The sequence below is a fragment of the Bradyrhizobium sp. IC4060 genome, assembly GCF_020193715.1.
Taxonomy (GTDB): domain Bacteria; phylum Pseudomonadota; class Alphaproteobacteria; order Rhizobiales; family Xanthobacteraceae; genus Bradyrhizobium; species Bradyrhizobium yuanmingense.
This window is the reverse complement of sequence record NZ_JADYVJ010000005.1, coordinates 431,140-451,930: the sequence shown is the minus strand read 5'-3', so window position 1 is coordinate 451,930 and position 20,791 is coordinate 431,140. Positions and strand designations below refer to the sequence as shown.

The 20,791-nt window shown below is 65.5% G+C and carries 20 protein-coding genes; 7 read left to right on the top strand and 13 right to left on the bottom strand.

Features of this window, described 5'->3' with window-relative positions; all coding sequences use genetic code 11:
- Positions 1 to 72: 72 nt before the first annotated feature.
- Positions 73 to 1,311 (top strand): MFS transporter, encoded by a 1,239-nt coding sequence (locus tag I6F16_RS20505; protein WP_036029811.1) that lies wholly within the window; start codon positions 73 to 75, stop codon positions 1,309 to 1,311.
- 241 nt (positions 1,312 to 1,552) lie between these two features.
- On the opposite strand, the gene I6F16_RS20500 is transcribed toward I6F16_RS20505, so the two are convergent.
- The 6 genes from I6F16_RS20500 to I6F16_RS20475 form a co-directional block, all read right to left on the bottom strand.
- Positions 1,553 to 2,311, bottom strand: a complete 759-nt coding sequence (locus I6F16_RS20500; protein WP_036029803.1) for an SDR family oxidoreductase — start codon at positions 2,309 to 2,311, stop codon at positions 1,553 to 1,555.
- Between the two features lie 26 nt (positions 2,312 to 2,337).
- Complete coding sequence (locus tag I6F16_RS20495; protein ID WP_036046219.1) at positions 2,338 to 3,096, bottom strand: proteasome-type protease; 759 nt, start codon at positions 3,094 to 3,096, stop codon at positions 2,338 to 2,340.
- 192 nt (positions 3,097 to 3,288) lie between these two features.
- On the bottom strand, positions 3,289 to 3,696 hold the full coding sequence (locus I6F16_RS20490; protein WP_036029802.1) for a carboxymuconolactone decarboxylase family protein: 408 nt from the start codon (positions 3,694 to 3,696) through the stop codon (positions 3,289 to 3,291).
- A gap of 66 nt (positions 3,697 to 3,762) precedes the next feature.
- Positions 3,763 to 4,611, bottom strand: a complete 849-nt coding sequence (locus tag I6F16_RS20485) for a transglutaminase family protein (protein WP_036029799.1) — start codon at positions 4,609 to 4,611, stop codon at positions 3,763 to 3,765.
- A gap of 197 nt (positions 4,612 to 4,808) precedes the next feature.
- The gene (locus I6F16_RS20480) at positions 4,809 to 5,753 is read right to left on the bottom strand and encodes an alpha-E domain-containing protein (RefSeq protein ID WP_036015356.1); all 945 of its coding nucleotides are present in this window, start codon (positions 5,751 to 5,753) and stop codon (positions 4,809 to 4,811) included.
- 4 nt (positions 5,754 to 5,757) lie between these two features.
- Positions 5,758 to 7,176, bottom strand: coding sequence for a circularly permuted type 2 ATP-grasp protein (locus tag I6F16_RS20475; protein WP_036015353.1), 1,419 nt, complete (start codon positions 7,174 to 7,176; stop codon positions 5,758 to 5,760).
- Between the two features lie 278 nt (positions 7,177 to 7,454).
- Here I6F16_RS20475 and I6F16_RS20470 point away from each other — a divergent pair, with 278 nt between their 5' ends.
- The 3 genes from I6F16_RS20470 (at position 7,455) to I6F16_RS20460 (ending at position 9,482) form a co-directional block, all read left to right on the top strand.
- Positions 7,455 to 8,192 (top strand): molybdopterin-binding protein, encoded by a 738-nt coding sequence (locus tag I6F16_RS20470; protein WP_225114403.1) that lies wholly within the window; start codon positions 7,455 to 7,457, stop codon positions 8,190 to 8,192.
- Positions 8,193 to 8,227: 35 nt separating this feature from the next.
- Positions 8,228 to 8,755, top strand: a complete 528-nt coding sequence (gene gpt, locus I6F16_RS20465; protein ID WP_036015348.1) for a xanthine phosphoribosyltransferase — start codon at positions 8,228 to 8,230, stop codon at positions 8,753 to 8,755.
- A 109-nt stretch (positions 8,756 to 8,864) separates the two neighbouring features.
- The gene (locus I6F16_RS20460; RefSeq protein ID WP_225114404.1) at positions 8,865 to 9,482 is read left to right on the top strand and encodes a hypothetical protein; all 618 of its coding nucleotides are present in this window, start codon (positions 8,865 to 8,867) and stop codon (positions 9,480 to 9,482) included.
- A 25-nt stretch (positions 9,483 to 9,507) separates the two neighbouring features.
- Here I6F16_RS20460 and I6F16_RS20455 read toward each other — a convergent pair whose 3' ends face one another.
- Positions 9,508 to 10,530 carry a methionine synthase gene (locus I6F16_RS20455; protein ID WP_225114405.1) on the bottom strand — a complete coding sequence of 341 codons (1,023 nt, stop codon included), beginning with the start codon at positions 10,528 to 10,530 and terminating at the stop codon, positions 9,508 to 9,510.
- A 118-nt stretch (positions 10,531 to 10,648) separates the two neighbouring features.
- Here I6F16_RS20455 and I6F16_RS20450 point away from each other — a divergent pair, with 118 nt between their 5' ends.
- The 3 genes from I6F16_RS20450 to I6F16_RS20440 all read left to right on the top strand — a co-directional run bounded on the left by I6F16_RS20450 (position 10,649) and on the right by I6F16_RS20440 (position 13,060).
- Positions 10,649 to 11,350: a glutathione S-transferase N-terminal domain-containing protein gene (locus I6F16_RS20450; protein WP_057029546.1), complete on the top strand. Its 702-nt coding sequence runs from the start codon at positions 10,649 to 10,651 to the stop codon at positions 11,348 to 11,350.
- Positions 11,351 to 11,477: 127 nt separating this feature from the next.
- Positions 11,478 to 12,086, top strand: coding sequence for a 2-hydroxychromene-2-carboxylate isomerase (locus I6F16_RS20445; protein WP_225114406.1), 609 nt, complete (start codon positions 11,478 to 11,480; stop codon positions 12,084 to 12,086).
- Complete coding sequence (locus I6F16_RS20440) at positions 12,086 to 13,060, top strand: NADPH:quinone oxidoreductase family protein (RefSeq protein WP_225114407.1); 975 nt, start codon at positions 12,086 to 12,088, stop codon at positions 13,058 to 13,060. Before I6F16_RS20445 ends, I6F16_RS20440 begins: the two co-directional genes overlap by 1 nt.
- Here the strand turns inward: I6F16_RS20440 and I6F16_RS20435 are convergent.
- From I6F16_RS20435 to I6F16_RS20410, 6 genes are all read right to left on the bottom strand, one after another.
- Entirely contained in the window at positions 13,049 to 13,495 is a 447-nt protein-coding gene (locus I6F16_RS20435) for a hypothetical protein (RefSeq protein ID WP_225114408.1), read from the bottom strand. The genes I6F16_RS20440 and I6F16_RS20435 overlap by 12 nt on opposite strands.
- A gap of 137 nt (positions 13,496 to 13,632) precedes the next feature.
- Positions 13,633 to 14,523, bottom strand: coding sequence for a crotonase/enoyl-CoA hydratase family protein (locus tag I6F16_RS20430; protein ID WP_225151292.1), 891 nt, complete (start codon positions 14,521 to 14,523; stop codon positions 13,633 to 13,635).
- Positions 14,524 to 14,681: 158 nt separating this feature from the next.
- On the bottom strand, positions 14,682 to 16,103 hold the full coding sequence (locus tag I6F16_RS20425; protein ID WP_225114727.1) for an amidase: 1,422 nt from the start codon (positions 16,101 to 16,103) through the stop codon (positions 14,682 to 14,684).
- Entirely contained in the window at positions 16,096 to 17,268 is a 1,173-nt protein-coding gene (locus I6F16_RS20420) for a M20 aminoacylase family protein (RefSeq protein ID WP_036015333.1), read from the bottom strand. The genes I6F16_RS20425 and I6F16_RS20420 overlap by 8 nt, the downstream gene beginning before the upstream one ends.
- A gap of 14 nt (positions 17,269 to 17,282) precedes the next feature.
- Positions 17,283 to 18,788, bottom strand: coding sequence for a M81 family metallopeptidase (locus I6F16_RS20415; RefSeq protein WP_225114726.1), 1,506 nt, complete (start codon positions 18,786 to 18,788; stop codon positions 17,283 to 17,285).
- Positions 18,789 to 19,054: 266 nt separating this feature from the next.
- Positions 19,055 to 20,704 (bottom strand): dipeptide ABC transporter ATP-binding protein, encoded by a 1,650-nt coding sequence (locus I6F16_RS20410; protein ID WP_036029778.1) that lies wholly within the window; start codon positions 20,702 to 20,704, stop codon positions 19,055 to 19,057.
- Positions 20,705 to 20,791 lie beyond the last annotated feature (87 nt).

Genomic DNA, 20,791 nt, shown 5'->3' with positions numbered 1-20,791 from the left:
GGGGCCACCTCGGCCACCCCGGGGGCCTTCGATATCGAGGGAAAGAGCGGTCCGAGCGTGACCGAAGAGGCGATGCCAGAGCAGCCAATATCCGGACATCGACCGGTCACCGCCGGTGAGCTCCTCCGCCATCCCGCTTTCCTGTTCTTCCTGCTCTCGCGCAGCCTGTCGCGCTTCTCCAGCCAGATCGCGGCCGTCGCGATCGGCTGGCAGATCTACGATCTCACCGGCTCGGCGTTCGACCTCGGGATGGTTGGTCTCGTCCAGTTCCTGCCCACCGCGCTTCTGGTGTTCGTCGCCGGCCACGCCGCCGATCGCTACGAGCGCAAGCGCGTCGTCCAGCTCTGCCAGCTGGTGGAGGCCGCGACCGCGCTCTATCTCGGGGCCATCACCTATCTCGGCGCGGTCAGCGAAGTGCAGATCTTCATCGCGACTTTCCTGCTCGGAATCGCCGGCGCGTTCGAGAGCCCGACCACGGCGGCGCTGCTGCCGCTGATCGCGCCGCAGGGCTCGCTCCAGCGCGCCACTGCCGTCTCCAGTGGGGCGGCGCAGGTCGCGACCATCACGGGACCTGCGCTCGGCGGCATCGCCTATGCGGTCGCCCCGCACCTTGCCTATGCCGTGATGGTCCTGTTCTGGGTCTTGGGGATGATCTTGACCGGCTTCATCCGGCCGCGCCCGCAGGCGATCGCGAGGGAGGGGATGGACTCGGACAACATCTTCGCCGGCGTCCGCTTCATTCGCAGCAACCCGGCGATCCTCGGGACCATCTCGCTCGATTTGTTCGCCGTGCTGTTCGGCGGCGTCACGGCGCTGCTGCCGATCTATGCCCGCGACATCCTCCAGACCGGCCCGGTCGGGTTAGGCGTGCTGCGCGCCGCGCCTGCGGTCGGTGCCTTGCTGATGACCATGGTGCTGGCGCGCCACGCGATCTCCCGGCATGTGGGCCTTCGCATGTTCCAGGCCGTGATCGTGTTCGGCCTCGCCACCATCGTGTTCGCGCTGTCGTCCTGGATGTGGCTGTCGGTGCTGTCGCTTGCAATCCTCGGCGCGGCCGACACGATCAGCGTCGTGATCCGCTTCTCGCTGGTGCAGCTGTCGACACCCGACGAGATGCGCGGCCGCGTCGGCGCGGTGAACTTCCTGTTCATCAACGCCTCGAACCAGCTCGGCCAGTTCGAGAGCGGAGTGGCAGCCGCGCTGCTCGGCGCAATGCCTGCCGCCGTGCTCGGCGGCGTCGCCACCGTCGCAGTGGCGCTGCTCTGGATGAAGCTGTTTCCAGCCCTGCGCAAGGTGGAGAGCCTGGAGTAGGCGCTCCGCTCTCTCAACGTCATTGCGAGGAGCCCGCGACAAAATTGCGTAGCAATTTTGCGCTGATGCGACGAAGCAATCCAGAATCTCACCGCGGCGGCAGCCTGGATTGCTTCGCTGCGCTCGCAATGACGATTATTGAGATGGCGTGGGGACTTAACTCGCGGGACGCCCGCAGCCCGGCAGCAGCAGGCGCCTCTTGACGCCTACTGTGCATGGGGTTGTTTTCGCGCTTTTTTGTTCAGCCCCGCCCGACGAATGGCATCTTGGTCGCCATCACCGTCATGGTCAGCACGTTGGCATCGAGCGGCAGGCTGGCCATGTAGGCCACGGCATCGCCGACTGCTTTCGCGTCCATGCGCGGCTCGTGCTTGGTGGTGCCGTCGGGCTGCAGCACGCCGGGGCCATTGACCATGCGGTCGGTCATCGGGGTTGCGGCATTGCCGATGTCGACCTGGCCGACGGCGATGTCATACATGCGGCCGTCGAGATTGCTGGCCTTGGTGAGGCCGGTGATGGCGTGCTTGGTCGAGGTGTAGGCCGCCGAGAATGGCCGCGGCGCGTGCGCCGAGATCGAGCCGTTGTTGATGATGCGGCCGCCGCGCGGGGTCTGATCCTTCATGATGCGGAAGGCGTGCTGGGTGCACAGGAACGGGCCGGTGAGGTTGGTGTTCACCACGGCCTGCCATTGCTCGAGGCTGAGATCCTCGAAGTTGACGGCCGGCGCGCCCATGCCGGCATTGTTGAAGAGCACGTCGAGCCGGCCGTAGGTCGCCTTCACCTTGTCGAACAGCGCGGCGATGGAGTCCGGCTTGGTCATGTCGGCGGTGACGCAGAGGCTTTTTCCCGCGGGACCGAGCTTTGCCGTCTCCTCGAGCATGTCGAGCCGGCGGCCTGTGAGCACCACGGTGAAGCCGGTGTTCATCAGCGCCAGCGACGCCGCGCGCCCGACGCCGGTGCCGGCGCCCGTCACCAATGCGATCTTTTTCGCTTCACTCATCGTTTCCTGCCTTTTCTCTTCTGCTGTCAGGTTTTGGGTTCTTTGTCGTTCTTGTAGGGCGGGCGCGGAATGTTCTGATGCGCCGCGCGCAAGGCCGCCGACCAGCGCGAGCGCAGGTCGTGGAAATAGGGCTCGCCTGCCTCGATGCGATGGTTGAGATCGGCCTCGCAGGCTTCGTTGCGCACCACCAGCACGTCGATCGGCAGGCCGACGCCGAGATTCGAGCGCATCGTCGAGTCCATCGAGATCAGGCCCGTCTTCAGCGCCTCGTAGAGCTCGACGTCGTAATGCATGGCACGGTCGAGCACCGGCTTGCCGTATTTGTGCTCGCCGATCTGCAGGTACGGCGTGTCGGTGGTGCACTCGATGAAATTGCCGGCGGTGTAGACCATGAACAGGCGCATCCGCGCGCCCTTGATCTGGCCGCCGAACAGAAAGGAGACGTCGAAGGACACGTCCTCGGATTTCAGCGCCGGCCCTTCGGTGGCATGCACCGCCCGGATCGCCCGGCCGATGCGCTGGGCGGCCTGGAACATCGTCGGCGCGTTCATCAGCGTCTCGATCTCGCCCGTATTGGGATCTTCGAGGCCCTCGGTCAGCGTCGACAGCACCGACTGGCTGATGGCGAGGTTGCCGGCACTGGCGATCGCCATGATGCGCTCGCCGGGCTTGGAGAAGATGTGCAGCTTGCGGAAGGTCGAGACGTTGTCGAGGCCGGCATTGGTGCGGGTATCGGCGATCATCACCAGACCGTCCCGAACCAGGATTCCGCAGCAATAGGTCATTTCCAGTCCCCGAACGCGTTTGCGCGGAATTACTAGCCAATTTCAGGGGCCGCTCCAACCCCCGATTAAGCCCGTCATTCCGGGGCGCGACGAAGTCGCGAGCCCGGAATCCATTCCTCCACCAACTCTGCGACCAGATGGATTCTGGGTTCGCGCTACGCGCGCCCCGGAATGACGGTGCGAGACGGCAAGCTAGTCAGCTGCGTCGACCAGAAACGCCTCATCAACCGGCACGCCGAGCGCGGTGACCAGCCGGTTGGTCTCCGCGGCCATGCCGACGATGGCGAGCAGCTCGCCATATTCGGCCTCGGTCATGCCCCTCGCCCGTGCGGCGGCCGTGTGGGAGTGGATGCAATAGCTGCAGCCGTGTGCGATCGAGACCGCGACGTAGAGCATTTCCTTGACCTTGGGATCGAGCGCGCCGGGAGCCATCACCTCCTTGATGCTCTCCCAGGTCCGCCGCAGCGTCTTCGGATCATGGGCCAGCGCGCGCCAGAAATTGTTGACGAAGTCCGATTTCCGCACTTTACGGATGTCGTCGAAAACGGCTCGCGCTTCGGCCGAGAGTTCATCATCCGAAAGCAGTTTCACAGTCGCCATGGCTACCTCGCGGGTTGATCTGACGCCCGCAAATGTAGCACGCCGAATGTGTTCGGCGGGCGGCTCCTAGCTCTGCCGCTGGGACTGCGATTGCGACTGCCCGCCGCGGCCGGCCTGTTCGACCTTCACCGCCACCGTCAGCGTTTCCGTGCCGCCGCCGTAGCGCGTGCCGCGCACCGGGGCCGCGCCGAGATAGTCGAGCCCGATCGCGAGGCGGACATGCGCGTCGGTGGCGCAGATGCTGTTGGCGGGATCGAAGCCGACCCAGCCGAGATCGGGCACGTAAGCCTCTGCCCAGGCATGGCCGGCGTCCTGGTGCACCGTGTCGTCCGCACGCAGGAAATGCCCGGAGACGAAGCGCGCCGGCACGCCGCCGGCGCGGGCGCAGGCGATGAAGATGTGCGCGTAGTCCTGGCAGACCCCGCGCTTGAGCGTGAACGCCTCCGCTGCGGACGTGCCGCTGTTGGTCGGGTCCTCGTCGAACGTCATGTGATCGGCCACCTGCGTCATCAGCGTGTGCAGGAAGCCCAGCGTGTCGCTCTCGGCCTCGCTGCGCAACTGCCGCGCGACCGCCGTCATCGCCGGATTGACCGAGGTGAGGTCGGTGACGCGCAGGAACATGCCGGGGGGAAAACGCTCGTCGCTGCCGCGCAGCACGCCGCCGGTGTCGTGGGTCTCGATCAGCCCTTCGGCAATGATCTGGATGTCGCCGACCGGCCCGCAGGACAGCACGTGGGTGACGTTGCCGAACGCGTCCTCATGCATGTCGAGCTTGGTGTCGGTGGAGACGTCGATCTGCCATTCCGCGACGTATTGCCCGTCATGGCTGCCCGGCGTCATGCGCAGGATCTGGATCACGCTGGTGGCCGGCGGCTCGTAGCGATAGGTCGTGGTGTGCTGGATTCGCAGGCGCATGGTGGACCGTGTCGTTTGTTGTAAGGCGTGACTGCCGTCGCAAAGAAGCTCGTCATGCCCGGGCTTGTCCCGGGGCATCCACGTTCTTCCTCGTCGCGCAAAAGCAAGAACGTGGATGGCCGGGACATCTAGCGCGAAGACGCGCTTCGCGCTCTTGCCCGGCCATGACAATATCCCCTGTCGTCAGTCGAGCGACATTAGATCAAATACTGCTTCGTGATGATTTCGCCCAGCCTGGAATTGTCCGCGATGAATTCCTGAATGAATTCATGCACGCCATGCTGGAAAATGTCGTTCATGTTGCTGTGTTCCAGCCGGTTGCGGATGCCGCGGGCGTGGCGCTGGGCCGGGCCCTGGCGGCCATAGGCGACGCCGATCTGGTCGAGGTTGCGCACGAGGTTGCCGTAGCAGCTGGCGAGCGAGCGCGGCAGCGTGTCGTTGAGGATCAGGAGGTCCGCGATCAGCCAGGGCTTCAGCGTCTCGCGATAGACCCAGTGATAGGCTGTCAGCGCCGAGACCGAGCGCAGGATCGAGCTCCACTGGTAGAAGTCGAGCGGCCCGCCGACATGCTCCTCCTCGGGCAGCAGCACGTGATACTTCACGTCGAGGATGCGCGCGGTGTTGTCGGCGCGCTCAAGGTGCACGCCCATGCGCGAGAACCAATAGGCGTCGTTGCGCAGCATGGTCCGATAGGCCGAGCCGTCGAAACGCAGCGAGGTCTCCTGCACGAAGCGCAGGAATTTTGCGAGGTCCTCGCGCGTCGAGGTGCCCTTGCTCCACACCGCCTGAAGCTCGATCCAGGCCGAGTTGATGGTGTCCCACATCTCGCTGGTGAGGGCCGTGCGCACCGAGCGCGAGTTCAGCCGCGCCGCTTCGATACAGTTTCGGATCGAGGACGGGTTGTTCTGGGAGAACGAGAGATACTCGACGACGTTGTGCTCGTTGGCTTCCTCATAGGCCTGATAGAAGCTCGCGGCGACGCCAGCGGTGAGCAGCGCCGAATCCCATTCATTGGTCTTGCCGATATAGGCGGCGGGAAGCGCGGTGACGCGCAAGGTCGCATCGATGGTGCGCGCGAGATATTCGGCCCGTTCGACGTAGCGGGCGAGCCAGTAGAGGTTTTCGGCGGTACGCGACAGCATCTCTCTACTCGTCCAGAATCCAGGTGTCCTTGGTGCCGCCGCCCTGGCTCGAATTCACCACCAGGGAGCCTTCCTTGAGCGCGACGCGGGTGAGCCCGCCCGGCACGATGGTCGTGCTCTTGCTGCCCGTGAGCACGAAGGGGCGAAGATCGACGTGACGTGGAGCGAGGCCGGACGCCGTGCAGGTCGGGCAGGTCGAAAGCGCCAGCGTCGGCTGGGCGATGAAACCTTCCGGCTCGCGCTTGAGCTTGTCGCGGAACGCTTCGATCGTCGCCTTGGTCGCGGCGGGGCCGATCAGCATGCCGTAGCCGCCGGAGCCGTGCACTTCCTTGACGACGAGCTCGCTTAGATTGTCCAGCACATAAGCGAGGTCCTTTGGCTCGCGGCAGCGCCAGGTCGGCACGTTCTTCAGGATCGGCTCCTCGCCGAGATAGAATTTCACGATGTCGGGCATGTAGGAGTAGATCGCCTTGTCGTCGGCGATGCCGGTGCCGACGGCGTTGGCGAGCGTGATGTTACCGGCCGCGTAGGCCGACATCAGTCCGGGCACGCCGAGCACCGAATCGGGACGGAAGGTGAGGGGATCGAGGAAGTCGTCGTCGACGCGCCGATAGATCACGTCGACCCGCTTCAGCCCTTCCGTCGTCCGCATGAACACTTCGTTGTTCTTGACGACGAGGTCGCGGCCTTCGACCAGCTCGATGCCGAGCTTGTCGGCGAGGAAGGAGTGCTCGTAATAGGCCGAATTGTAGACGCCCGGGGTGAGCAGCGCCACCGTCGGCTCGCCGGAGGCGCTTTGCGGCGCGACCGAGCGGAGCGCTGCGAGCAGCTCGTCCGGATAGCGCTCGACCGGCGCCACCCGGTGGCGGGCGAACAGATCCGGAAACAGCCGCATCATGATCTCGCGGTTTTCCAGCATGTAGGACACGCCCGACGGCGTGCGGGCGTTGTCCTCCAGCACGATGAAGTCCTCGGCGTCGACCCGGACGATGTCGATGCCGGCGATGTGCACGTAGACGTCGTGCGGCACCTGCTGGCCGTTCATCTCGGGCCGGAACACCGGGTTCTGGAAGATCAGATCGTCGGGCACGATGTCGGCGCGGAGGATGTCGCGGCCGTGATAGATGTCGCGTAGGAACATGTTGAGCGCGCGCACGCGTTGCTTCAGGCCCTTCTCCAGCCGCGCCCATTCCTTGCCGGACATGATCCGCGGAATCACATCGAAGGGGATCAGGCGCTCGGTGGACTCGGAATCGCCGTAGACCGCGAAGGTGATGCCGATCCGGCGAAACAGCAGCTCGGCTTCCTGGCGGCGATATTCGAGCGCCTCGGGAGGCGTCTCCTTGAGCCAGCGCGCCAGCTCCTGATAGGCGGGGCGGAGGTCCCCGCCGGGAATGTTCATTTCGTCAAACGCGACTGCCATAGATCCCGACTTGTCTCCCCAGGCGTTGCGCCATGCGCCAGTTCGCGTCGGCCTTGATGAGACCGCAACGTCCTGTGGCCATGCGTCAACAGTGCATGACTTTCATGTGGTAGCAAGGGCCGGGCCAGCGCGATAAGCATGGAGAGGGGGCATTTGCCGGCGGCGGCCGGCGGCGTGCCTGAAAAAATGGCTGAAGACTGCTTATTTCAGAAGCAAAACCGCGTGACTTCAACGCGTTACCTCGGCAAAGTCGGCGTCACAGGTGAGGGACTTAAGGCATGAGCGAGATCGTCACGGCGGGCATTCTGGTCATCGGAGACGAAATCCTGTCCGGCCGGACCAAGGACAAGAATATCGGCTTCATCGCCGAATACCTGACCAATATCGGCATCGACCTGAAGGAGGTCCGCATCGTCTCCGACGACGAGCCGGATATCATCGCTGCACTGGATGCATTGCGGCATCGCTACACCTACGTCTTCACCACGGGCGGCATCGGGCCGACTCATGACGACATCACCGCTGATGCCGTGGCCAAGGCGTTCGGCGTCGGTATCGACCATCACCCGGAGGTCGTCGCCCGCTTCCGCGAGCGCTGGAGCGAGCAGGACCTCAACGAGGCCCGGCTGCGCATGGCCCGCATCCCCGACGGCGCCGAGCTGATCCAGAGCGCGACCATCCTCGCCCCCGGCTTCAAGATCGGCAACGTCATCGTCATGGCCGGCGTGCCCTCGATCATGCAGGCGATGATGGACATCGTCTCGCCCAAACTGAAGTCGGGCGTGCGCATGCTGTCGGACTCGGTCCGGGCCAATGCGCGCGAGGGCGATATCGGCGGACCGCTGCGGGCGATCGCTGCCGCCCATCCCGACACCGTCATCGGCAGCTATCCCTTCATGGACGAGGAGCAGAAGCCCAACACCAATCTGGTGGTGCGCTCGCGCGATCCCGAGAAGCTCGCGGCGGCAATGGCCGCGGTGAAGGAAATGCTGGCGGGATTGAACGTCAACCGCTAGCAGGAATTGCCGGACGAGATTGCAGGAGATAGGCGATGGCTGGTGAAGCACCGGAACTGAGTGCGCAGGAGCGGGCAGGCAAGGCCTTCCCCGTCTCGTGGGACCAGTTCCACCGGGATTGCCGGGCGCTGACCTGGCGGCTCAACGAGGTCGGTCCGTTCCATGCGGTGATTGCGATCACCCGCGGCGGCCTGGTGCCCGCCGCGATCGTGGCGCGCGAGTTAGGGGTGCGCGTCATCGATACGGTCTGCGTCGCCAGCTACGACCACAACAAGCAGGGCGAGCTCCAGGTGCTCAAGGGCATTTCCGAGGCGACAATGACGCTCGGCGGCGGCACCGGCAAGGGCCTGTTGATCGTCGATGACCTCGTCGATACCGGCAAGACCGGCAGGATGGTGCGCGAGATGCTGCCCGATGCGCATTTCGCCACCGTCTACGCCAAGCCGATGGGACGCCCGCTGGTCGACACTTTCATCACCGAAGTCTCGCAGGACACCTGGATCTTCTTCCCCTGGGACACAGCACTGTCCTACCACCCGCCGCTGCGCGACGGCGCGGCGTGACGGACACCGTCATTGCGAGTGAAGCGAAGCAATCCAGAAATGCATCCGCGGAGGAAGTCTGGATTGCTTCGTCGCGAAGGGCTCCTCGCAATGACGGGTTGAGACACCGATGCCCCTGCAAAACCGCGTCACACCCACCGGCGAGATCATCGCCACCCCACACCGCGGCCTGTTCACCGGCAATCGCGGCATCATCCACGATCCCGCGACGAAGACGCTGTTGAAGAAGCGCTGGTCGACGCCGGCCTGGATCACATGCCTGTGCGAATTCCGCGGCTGGCGGCGGCCGGTGATGGCGCGGCAGAGCTGGACCGAGCTGTTCTTTCTCGACGAAGCCACCGCCTTTGCTGCCGGACATCGCCCATGCTTCTTCTGCCGGCGTGACGATGCCCACCGGTTTCGCGCGGCGTGGGAGAGGGGAAACGGCGCAAGCAAGGTGAGCGCAAAGTCGATGGACGCAAAGCTGCACCTGGAGCGTCTGGATCGCGGCCGTAAGCGCCTGCACCCACTGCGAGGGCCGCTCGCAGACTTACCCGATGGCGTGATGGTGCAGCAGGGCGAGCAGAGCTATCTTGTGACGAAAGGCCGGCCGCTGCTTTGGTCGCCAGCCGGCTATGCCCGTACCGAGCACGAACTATCGAGTGCGATGCTGCTGACGCCTCCATCCACATTACGGGCGTTCAGCGCCGGATATCGACCGGCGTTGCATCCGACCGCTCCGGACTAGCCGAGCGACCTGCGGATCACCGCCATCATCCCAGCTTCTCGCGCGCCAGCGCCGCGCCGGCGCCGAGCGCCATCAGCTTGGCTTCGGCGATCTCGCGCCGCATCGGCGCCATGCCGCAATTGGTGGTGGCGATGATGTTGCTCTTGGGCACGAATTGCGACACCGCCTCGATCACCTTCACGACGTCCTCGGCCGTCTCCACCGTATCGCTGGCGACGTCGATGACACCGGCCTGCACAATCTTGTTCTTGAGCAGCGCGAGCAGGTCGAGCGGCACCTTGGAATTGCGGCACTCGATTGCGACCTGCTGGATCGGGCTTGCGTCGATGGCCGGAAAGATCTGCTCGTATTGCCGCCATTGGCTGCCGAGCGTCTCCTTCCAGTCCGTATTGGCCTTGATGCCGTAGCCGTAGCAGATGTGCACGGCGGTGGCGCAGGCGAGGCCCTGTGCGGCGCGCTCCAGCGCCTTGATGCCCCAATCGTTGACCTCGTCCATGTAGACGTTGAAGGCGGGCTCGTCGAACTGCACGAGATCGACGCCGTCGGCCTGCAAGGCCCTGGCTTCCTCGTTCAAGAGCTCGGCGAAGGCAAAGGCCATCTTGACCCGGTCGCCATAGTAGCGGTCGGCAATGGTGTCGATGATGGTCATCGGGCCGGGCAGGGTGAATTTCAGCTGCTTCCTGGTGTGCGCGCGCGCGACGCGCGCCTCGAAGGCATGGACGCGGTCCTTCAGCCGCAGCGGCGCGACCACCTGCGGCACCATCGCCTTGTAGCGGTCTTTCCGGATGCCCATCTCGACCTTGTGGGCGAAATCGATGCCCTCGATCTTCTCCAGGAAACCGTGCACGAAGTGCTGCCGGGCCTGCTCGCCTTCGGTGACGATGTCGATGCCGGCGTCCTCCTGGAGCTTCAGCCAGATCAGCGTCGCATCGCGCTTGGCGCGGAGCAACTCGTCGCCTTCGGACTTCCAGGGCGCCCAGAGCATGTTCGGCTCGGCGAGCCATTCCGGCTTCGGCAAGGAGCCGGCGATCGTGGTTGGAAACAGCATGGCGGCCCTCCCGGCAGATTGTTGCGCCCCTTCCTGCCATGTCCTAACGTCGAGGTACAGAACAACAAAAGTCGTCATTGGCTGGCGGCAGCGATAGGGACGGCGCAAGGGAAGGCCCATGATCGACCTCTATTACGCGCCGACGCCGAACGGCTGGAAAATCTCGATCATGCTGGAGGAGCTCGGGCTTCCCTATCGGGTGATCCCCGTGAATATCCGCGCCGGCGAGCAGTTCAATCCTGAGTTCCTGGCGATCTCTCCGAACAACCGCATTCCCGCGATCGTCGACCACGCGCCCGCTGATGGCGGCGCGCCGTTCTCGGCGTTCGAGACCGGCGCGATCCTGATCTATCTCGCGGAGAAGACCGGCCGCTTCCTGCCCGCCGATTGGCGCGGCCGCTCCACCACGATCCAGTGGGTGATGTGGCAGATGGCGGGCCTCGGGCCGATGCTCGGTCAGCACGGCCATTTCGCGCTCTATGCGGCCGAGAAGATCCCTTACGCAATCGAGCGCTATCGCGACGAGGCGGCGCGGCTCTACGGCGTGCTCGATCGCCAATTGGCCAGGACCGGCGCCTATGTCGCCGGCGACTATTCCATCGCCGACATCGCCTGCTTCCCCTGGACCATGACCCACAAGGCGCAGGGTTTTACGCTCGACGACTATCCCAATGTGAAACGCTGGTATGCCGAGGTCCGGGCAAGGCCGCAGGTGCAGGCGGGGCTAGCGATCGGAAAATTCGTGAAAGAGCCGTTCGACGAGGAATCACGCAAGATCATGTTCGGGCAACGGGCTAAGGAAGTGCTGGGAAGGAAGTGACTCGTCATTCCGGGGCGCGCGAAGCGCGAACCCGGAATCCATCAGGCAGCGTACCGAGAGGCGAAATGGATTCCGGGTTCGCGCCCAAAGGGGCGCGCCCCGGAATGACAACAATAAGGAAACCCCCATGATCGAATTCTTCTTCGACTGCTCCAGCCCCTGGACCTATCTCGCCTTCCACAACATCCAACCGCTCGCCAAGGAGTTCGGGGCCGACATCACCTGGCGGCCGATCCTGGTCGGCGGCATCTTCAACACCGTCAATCCGAGCGTCTATGCCCAGCGCGAGAAGCCGGTGCCGCTGAAGGCGCGCTACATGAAGAAGGACCTCGCGGACTGGGCGCGTTCGGCGGGCCTTGCAATCAAGATGCCGCCGACGGTGTTTCCGGTGAACAGCGTCAAGGCGATGCGCGGCTGCCTCTGGCTCGGTCAGGACATGGTGCCGTTCGCGACATCAGTGTTCGAGGCCTATTGGGGCGAGGACAAGGACATCTCGCAGGACGCGGTGCTCGCGGAGATCTGCAGGAAGGTCGGCATCGACGAACAGAAGTTCTTCGCCGGCATTGCCGAGCAGGGCATCAAGGACCAGCTCAAGGCCAATACCGAGGAGGTCGTCGCACGCGGCGGCTTCGGCTCGCCGACGATCTTCGTGAACAAGACCGACATGTATTTCGGCAATGACCGCCTGCCGCTGATCCGCGAAGCGCTTCAGCGCAGCAAGGCGAGCGCGGCCTGATGGTGCGCGCCGTCGTCTGCCGCGAGCTCGGCGCGCCCGAGCGTTTGCTGCTGGAAGAGTTTCCGCCGCGCGCGCTGAAGCCGGGCGAGGTGCGCGTCGCCATCCGCGCCGCCGGGCTGAACTTTCCCGACGTGCTGATGGCCGCCGGCGAATACCAGCTCAAGCCGGAGCTGCCGTTCACGCCGGGCATGGAAGCGGCCGGCGACCTCATCGAGGTGGCATCGGAGGCAAGCGGCGTTGCCGTCGGCGACAAGGTCATCGTGAAGATGCGCTTTGGTGCCTTCACGGATGAAGCGGTGGTCACGCCGTCGCAGCTCACTCCCATGCCGTCCACCTTCGACTATGCGGAGGCTGCCACCTATCTCGCCGGCCACGGCACGGCCTATCATGCGCTGATCGATCGCGGCCGGGTCGCGCCGGGCGAGGTGCTGCTGGTCCACGGTGCCGGCGGCGGCGTCGGCCTTGCCGCCGTCGAGATCGGCAAGATGCTGGGCGCGACCGTGATCGCGACCGCCTCCAGCGACGAGAAGCTCGGAATCGCGAAATCGCGCGGCGCCGATCATCTCATCCGCTACGACCGCGAGCCGTTCCGCGATGCCGTCAAGCGCATCACCGACGGCCGCGGCGCCGACGTCGTGTTCGACCCCGTCGGTGGCGAGGTCTTTGAAGACTCGATGCGCTGCATCGCCTGGGGCGCGCGGCTCCTGGTGATCGGCTTCACCGGCGGCATCGGCTCGGCCAAGACCAATCTGTTGCTGATCAAGGGCGCCAGCGTGCTCGGCGTACGCGCCGGCGAAGCGGTGCGGAAGAATCCTGCGCTCGGCGAGGTCCGCCTGAAGGCGCTTTTGCAATGGGCGGAGGAGGGCAAGCTGCGCCCCAACGTCTCGCACCGCCTGCCGCTTAAGGACTATGCGAAGGCGATGCGGCTGCTGATCGACCGCAAGGCGATCGGACGCGTCGCGCTACTGATGTGACGTCCGCGCGACGGTGTCGCGGCCGCCCGGCGCGTAGCCGAGGCAGGTCCGCACGATCTGGCCGCAGACGGCGTCACGCGCATTTCCGATGTCGGTATTCCCGGCATATTGCACCTCGGTGACCTTGCCGCGAGCAAAGCGCAACTGCACGCGACAATAGCCCGACGGCGCCTGGCCTCCGATATTCAGGCCGGGCGGAAGCGTGAGCGTGGGCGGCGCGATGCCGCCGGGAGGGCTCGCCGCGTGCTCGTACATCCAGATCTCGCCCGAACCGTCCTTGGCGGTTCCGGCCGGCAGGCCGGCGCACATGCGGATCGCCGACTGGTCGAGACCGATCAAGCTGGCTCGTCCGCGCTGCGCCCACTCGGCGTCCTGCTCGGCACAGCCGGCAAGGACGAGTGGCGCGAGAGCCGCCATTCGCAGGCAAAGTTGCATCGGCATCGCTTCCCTGTGCGATGCGAACGATAGCGCAAGGTGGTTTTGCGATGCAGCAGGCCTGTCGACCGACTGTCCATGCGCACGTGGCATGGATCAAACAGCCGAGTTGCGCGTTATGGCGCGCTACGCGCTCGTCACTTGTACTCGCGCTCCGTCCACCACGGGAAGTAATCCGGCATGTCGGTCGACACCTTGTTCTTGAACTGCGCGGGACGCTTCTCCAGGAACGACACCACGCCTTCCTTGACGTCGTCCGAGCGGCCGCGGGCGTAGATGCCGCGGCTGTCGACCTTGTGGGCTTCCATGGGATCGTCGGCGCCCATCATGCGCCACATCATCTGGCGGATCAGCGCGACCGACACCGGCGCGGTCTTTGCCGCAAACTCCTTGGCGAGCGCTTGGGCGGTCGGCAGCAGATCATCGGGGGCCACGACCTTGCTGACGAGGCGGCCCGCAAGCGCTTCCTGCGCCGGGAAGACACGGCCCGAATAGCACCATTCCAGCGCCTGCGAGATGCCGACGATGCGCGGCAGGAACCAGCTCGAGGCCGCCTCGGGCACGATGCCGCGCTGGGAGAACACGAAGCCGAAGCGCGCAGCCTCTGAGGCGATGCGGATGTCCATCGCGAGCTGCATGGTGACGCCGATGCCGACGGCCGGGCCGTTCACCGCCGCGATCACGGGCTTGAGGCACTTGAAGATGCGCAACGTGACCTGGCCCCCGCCGTCGCGCACCTGCGGATCGCTATAGTCGACCTTGCCGTCGGCAAAACGCTTGACCGGCCCGCGCCGCGCGTCGCGGTCGAACGTGTCGGCACCGGAGGAGAGATCGGCGCCTGCGCAAAAACCGCGCCCGGCGCCGGTGACGATGATGGCGCGGACATTGTCATCCTTGTCGGCAGCGTCGAACGCGTCGATCAGTTCGGCTTGCATCTGCGCGTTGAAGGCGTTGAGCTTGTCGGGCCGGTTCAGCGTGATGGTGAGGATCTGATCGGCGACCTCGTACTTGATGGTCTCATACGCCATGGCTGGTTTCCTCTTCCTTGGTTCTTTGTCCGTCTGTCTAGCATGTCATTCCGGGGCGCGCGAAGCGCGAACCCGGAATCCATTTCTCCACACTCCTTGCGGATGAATGGATTCCGGGCTTGCGCCAAGAGGGCGCAACCCGGAATGACGACGGTGCGTTATTGGGTCGGCGGCTTCGGCCAGGGCCGCTGCGGGCCGCGCAGACCTTCGAAGGCCTTGGCCATGCCGAGCACGCCGATATCGTCGAAGCGGCGGCCGACGATCTGCACGCCGATGGGGAAACCCTTGGCGTCGAAGCCGCCGTTGAGGGAGATCGCCGGGTTCTCCGACATATTCCACGGCACGGTATAGGCGATGTGCTCGAACGGCTTCATGGGATCGTTGGTCGGCGAGGCCCATTCCGCCGGATAGTTCACGTTCGGCGCGGTCGGCGAGATCACATAGTCCAGCTCGCAAAAGAGCTTCGCCGCAGCCGCGCGGATTGCCATGGTCTGGTTGAAGCCGCGGATGACGTCGACGCCCGAGAGCTTGGCCCCGGACTCGCCCCACTTGAAGATATAGGGCAGCACCTTGGCCTGCTCGGCCGGCGTCAGCTTGGACAGATCGTCCCACATCCGCGCGCGCCAGAAATTGTCGAGGCCGTCGAGCATCTCGCGCGTGAGGATGCCCTCGACCTCGGTGACGACGCTGCCTGCGGACTCGAACGCCTTCGCGGCCTTCACTGCGACCTCGCGCACCGGCTTCTCCAGCGCCAGGCCGCAGCCGGGATCGAGCATCAACCCGATGCGTAGTTTTCGCGGAGATTTCTCCAGCCCCTTCCAGTTCAGCAGCTCGGCCGGCAGGCTCATGCCGTCGCGGCGGTCGGGCTTTGCGATCGCGCTCATCATCAGCGCGCAATCGTCGACCGTGCGGGTCATCGGGCCGGCGACACGGCCGACATAGGTCGGGTCGATCGGCACGCGGCCAAAACTCGGCTTCAGGCCGACGAGGCCGCACCAGCCGGCGGGCAGGCGAACCGAGCCGCCGATATCGGTGCCGAGATGCAAGGGCCCGTAGCCGGCCGCGGCGGCGGCGCCTGCGCCGGCGCTGGAGCCGCCCGGGTTCTTGCTGAGATCCCACGGGTTGCGCGCGAGCGCATGGAACGAGGAGAGCCCGGAGGACAGCATGCCGTAATCGGGCATGGTGGTCTTGGCGAAGATGATGCTGCCGGCCTCACGCAGCCGCGCAGCGGGCGGCGCGTCCTTCTCGGCCGGCACGAGCTTGACGCTGGCTGCCCCCAGCGGCACCGGCACGCCCTTGGTCGCGATGTTGTCCTTCACCGTCACGGGCACGCCGTCGAGCGGCCCGGAGGGCTCGCCGCCGGTCCAGCGCGCGGTCGAGGCCTTTGCGGCCTCGCGCGCGCCATCGGGGTCGAACGCATAGAGCGCCTTCAGATGCGGTTCCCACGCCGCGACATGCGCGAGCACGTCCTCCAGCACCTCGCTCGGCGAGAACTGCTTGGCACGATAACCCGCGATCAGGTCGACCGCGGACAGATCGTGCAGCGAGGTGACCGCTTCCTCGACGCTCTTTTTATGCATTGCCACCCACCGGCATGCGCGTCTCGACGATGCGGGCGAACATGCTGGCACCGATCGGCAGGATCTTGTCGTCGAGCACGAAGCCGGGATTGTGCACGGGCACCGAGCCGTCATGGCCGACCCAGAAGTAAGCGCCGGGGATCGTCTCCAGCATGTCGGCGAAATCCTCGCTGCCCATCTTCGGCTGGATGCGGGTGATCACGTTGGCGGGATCGACGATGGTGCGCGCGACCTCCTCGACCACCTTGGACTGCTCGACCTGGTTGACCAGAACGCCGAACGTGTCGCGGATGTCGGCTTCGATCGTGCACTGATAGGCGGCGGCGATGCCGGCGCAGATGGTGCGGATGCGCTCGGCGATCAGGGCGCGGACTTCGTTCGAGAAGGTGCGGATGGTGCCGCACAGATGCGCATCGCCCGGAATGACGTTGTAAGCCGAGCCGGCATGGATCTGGGTGATCGAGATCACCGCGGCTTGCAGCGGGTCGACGTTGCGGCTGACGATGGTCTGGATCGCCTGCGCCAGTGTGGTCGCAATGACAACCGCGTCCTTGGAGCGCTCGGGCATCGCGCCATGCGCGCCGTAGCCGGTGATGCGCAGGTCGAAGAAGTCGGCACTGGCCATGGCCGGGCCCGGCAGGATCGCGATCTCGCCATGGTTGAGGTCGGGCGCGTTGTGCAGGCCGTAGAGCTCGTCGCAGGGAAATTTCTCGAACAGCCCGTCCTTGATCATGGCGCGGGCGCCGCCGAGGCCTTCCTCGGCCGGCTGGAAGATCAGATGCACGGTGCCGTCGAAATTCCGGGTCTCGGCGAGATAGCGCGCGGTGCCGAGCAGCATGGTGGTGTGGCCGTCATGGCCGCAGCCGTGGAAGCGGCCGGGGATCTTCGAGCTCCACTTCAGATTGGTGTTCTCTTCCATCGGCAGCGCGTCCATGTCGGCGCGCAGCCCGATGCGCTTGCTGCCGGTGCCCTTGCCCTTGATGACGCCGATCACGCCGGTGCCGCCGAGGCCGCGATGCACTTCGATGCCCCAGCTCTTCAGCTTGTCGGCGACGATGCCGGAGGTGCGCACTTCCTCGAAGCCGATCTCGGGATGGGCGTGGAGGTCGCGCCTGATTGCGGTGAGCTCGTCGGCGTAGCCGTCGATGCGATCGATCGTGGGCATGTGGTCCTGTCCGGTTAGCGTGAGGGAGGCGTGAATACGGGGCCGTTCGGCTTGATGCGGATGCCCGGGCGCAGGCGCGTCCAGGGTAGCGAAGCGGTGTCGGCCGGCATCGCACCGGGCGCGGCACAGATCATCAGCTTCTCGGCGATCGGCTCGAAATCGGCGCGGAAATGCACCGAGCTCTTGTTGACCAGGATTTTCTGTTCGGTCGGCTCGATGCCGACATAGCGGTACATCGCCTGGTCGGCGAGCTGGGCCTTGTGCGAAGAAACGACGATGCGGACATCGCCGATGCGCAAGGCTGCGGACGGGCCCATCTCCATCTCGCGGCCGCCGTAATAGGGACCGGGCGCGATGAAGCGGCCGTCCGAGAGCTGCTCGACCACGAAGGTCTCGCGATAGGGCTCGTCGCCGGGGATGCCGGACTTGCCGCCGAGCGACAGCGTCACGGTGGCGCCGACGCCGGCTGCGTGCGCGGCCTTGGCCGATTCCGGATCGTAGATCGCGCCGGTTGCGGCACTCGCCTTGTTGCGCACCAGCGCGCGCAGCATGCCCGTGGTGTCGGAATCGCCGCCGGCGCCCGGATTGTCCTGGGTGTCGGCGATGATGATCGGCTTGCGCGCGCCCTTGGCAAGTTCCATGGCGTGGCGCACGCCGTCGTCAGGCGTCCAGATCTTGCCGTCGAAATCGTTCTCGTGGCTTTCGATCAGCTTCAGAAGCGCGTCGGCCGCACGATCGGCGTCGTCTTGCGTCCTGCCATAGGCGAACACGCTGGGGCCGCAGTCGCGGAAATCGGCGGCGGGAAAGCCGGGCGCGAAAGAGAGGGTGGGAACGGCATCGCTCTCCAGCGCGGCGAGTCTTTCGTAGATGCCTTTGGTGGGCTGGTCGTTGGTGCATTGCCAGCTGATCGGGATCAGGAATGGCAATTGCCGGAAGGCCTTTGCGAAGCGCTGCTTCGTCTGCAGCAGCAGCGCGAGATGGCGCGCGCAGGCGCGGCCGGTCTCGGCCATGTCGACATGCGGATAGGTGCGGTAGGCGATCAGCGCGTCGGCATGCTCCATCATCTCGGGCGTGACGTTGGCGTGGAGATCGAGGCTGGTGACCAGCGGAACATCCTTACCGATGACGCGGCGCACGCGCGCCAAGATCTCGCCTTCGCCGTCGTCGAGATGCTCGGTCACCATCGCGCCGTGCAGGTCGAGATAGACGGCGTCGATCGGGCCGGCGGCGGCGATGCCGTCGACCATGACCTTCACGATGCGCTCGAATGCGTCTTCGGTGACATGCGCCGACGGGCTCGCGCCGCAGGCGATGGTCGGAATGAGTTCCCAGCGGTTCGCCTCGGCGCTGTCGACGAAACCGGCGAGCCCGACATTGATGCGGCGCATCACCTTCAACACGTCGGCACCTTCAGTCATCGCCGGCCAGCCGCCGCCATGCTGGAAGTCGGCGAATGTCGCCTTCGTCGGAGCGAAGGTGTTGGTCTCGTGCAGGAAGCCGCCGACGGCAATACGTGTCATTCAGTTCAGTCCCAATTGAAAGTGCGCGACGTTAGCCTTGCCCTTGCGAGGAGGGCAAGGTGAGGAAGCACTCGCGACGTGCATAGGGTCAAGACGATTTGGGAATGCTGCGCCCCATACTCCGCCGTCATTCCGGGGCGCGCCCTCTTGGGCGCGAGCCCGGAATCCATCGTGCGACAGAGTCCGCGGCTAAATGGATTCTCAGGTGCGCAATTGCGCACCATAGCTCATCGCTTCGCGATGCCCCGGAATGACAGAGGAGAGAGCTACAGTGTCGCCCCCACGCCCTCGGCCACCGGCCTGAAGTTCGCAAAATCCCAACCCCGCCCGGGCGCCGCATCCAGCAGCGCCTTGGTGTAGGCCTCCTTAGGATGCGTCAGCACTTCGGCGGCCGGTCCCTGTTCGACGACGCGGCCGTGCTGCATCACCACGACCTCGTCGCAGATCTGGGCTGCGACGCGGAGGTCGTGGGTGATGAACAGGATGGCGATGCCGAGCCGCTTCTGGATCTCGTCCAGGAGCTCCAGCACCTGCGCCTGCACCGAGACGTCGAGCGCGGAGACCGCTTCATCCGCGACCAGCACGTCCGGATCGAGCGCGAGCGCCCGGGCGATCGCGATGCGCTGGCGCTGGCCGCCGGAGAATTGGTGCGGATAGCGCGACACCGCATCCGGCGGCAGGCCGACCAGCTCGAGCAACTCGCGCGCCCGCTTCATCGCGTCGGCGTGCGCCACGCCGTAATTGACCGGGCCTTCGGCGATGCTCTCGCCGACAGTGACGCGCGGATTGAGCGAACGATAGGGATCCTGGAATACGATCTGGATCTTCTGCCGATGCGGCTGCAGCAGGCGGCGCGAGATGTCGGCGATCTCGCGGCCGGCGAGGCGCACGCCGCCGGAGGTCGGATCGATCAGGCGCACGATGCAGCGCGCAACCGTCGACTTGCCCGAGCCGCTTTCGCCGACGATGCCGAGCGTGCGGCCCTTGCGCAGGGTCAACGTGACCTTGTCGGCAGCGACGACCTCGCGGCCTTTGCCGAAGAAGGCGCGCTCCTTGTAGACCTTGCTGAGCTCGTTGGCCTCCAGCACCACGGGCTCGCGGGTTTCCTCGCGCGGCGGGCGCGGCACCAGGCTCGGCACCGAGGAGAGCAGGTTGCGGGTGTATTCCATGGTCGGATTGCGCAGCACGGTCTCGAGCGGACCGGTCTCGACCAGCCGGCCCTGCCGCATCACCGCGACGCGGTCGGCGATCTCGGCGACCACGCCCATGTCGTGCGTGATGAACAGCACGGCGGTGCCGTGATCGCGCTGGAGCTCGCGGATCAGGGACAGGATCTGCTTCTGCGTGGTGACGTCGAGCGCGGTGGTCGGCTCGTCGGCAATGAGGAGCTTCGGCTCCAGCACCAGCGCCATCGCGATCATGATGCGCTGGCGCTGGCCGCCGGAGAGACGGTGCGGGTAGGAGGCGAAGATGCGCTCGACCTGGGGCAGGTGGACCTGCTCCATCATGTCGAGAATGCGCTTCCTGCGCGCTTTGGCATCGAGTTTGGTGTGGGCGCGGAGCACCTCGTCGATCTGGCGGCCGACCGGAACCACCGGATTGAGCGCGGTCATCGGCTCCTGGAAGATCATCGCCATCTTGGTCGCGCGGAGCTGGCGCAGGCGGCGGTCGGTGGCGGTGAGCAGCTCCTCGCCGACCAGCTTCACGCTGCCGCCGGTTGGCACCAGCGTGCCCTTCGGCAACAGGCCCATCGTGGTGAGCGAGGTCACCGACTTGCCCGAGCCGCTCTCGCCGACGAGGCACAGCGTCTCGCGCTCGCGCACCTGGATCGAGATGCCGTCGATAATGTTGGCGCCTTTCGGCTGCTTGCCGATGGAGACGACGAGGTTGTTGATGTCGAGGATGGTGTCGGTCACGTCAATTCTCTCCGTCATTCCGGGGCGCGACAAAGTCGCGAGCCCGGAATCCATCGGGCCGCAGCACGCGTGGTGAAATGGATTCCG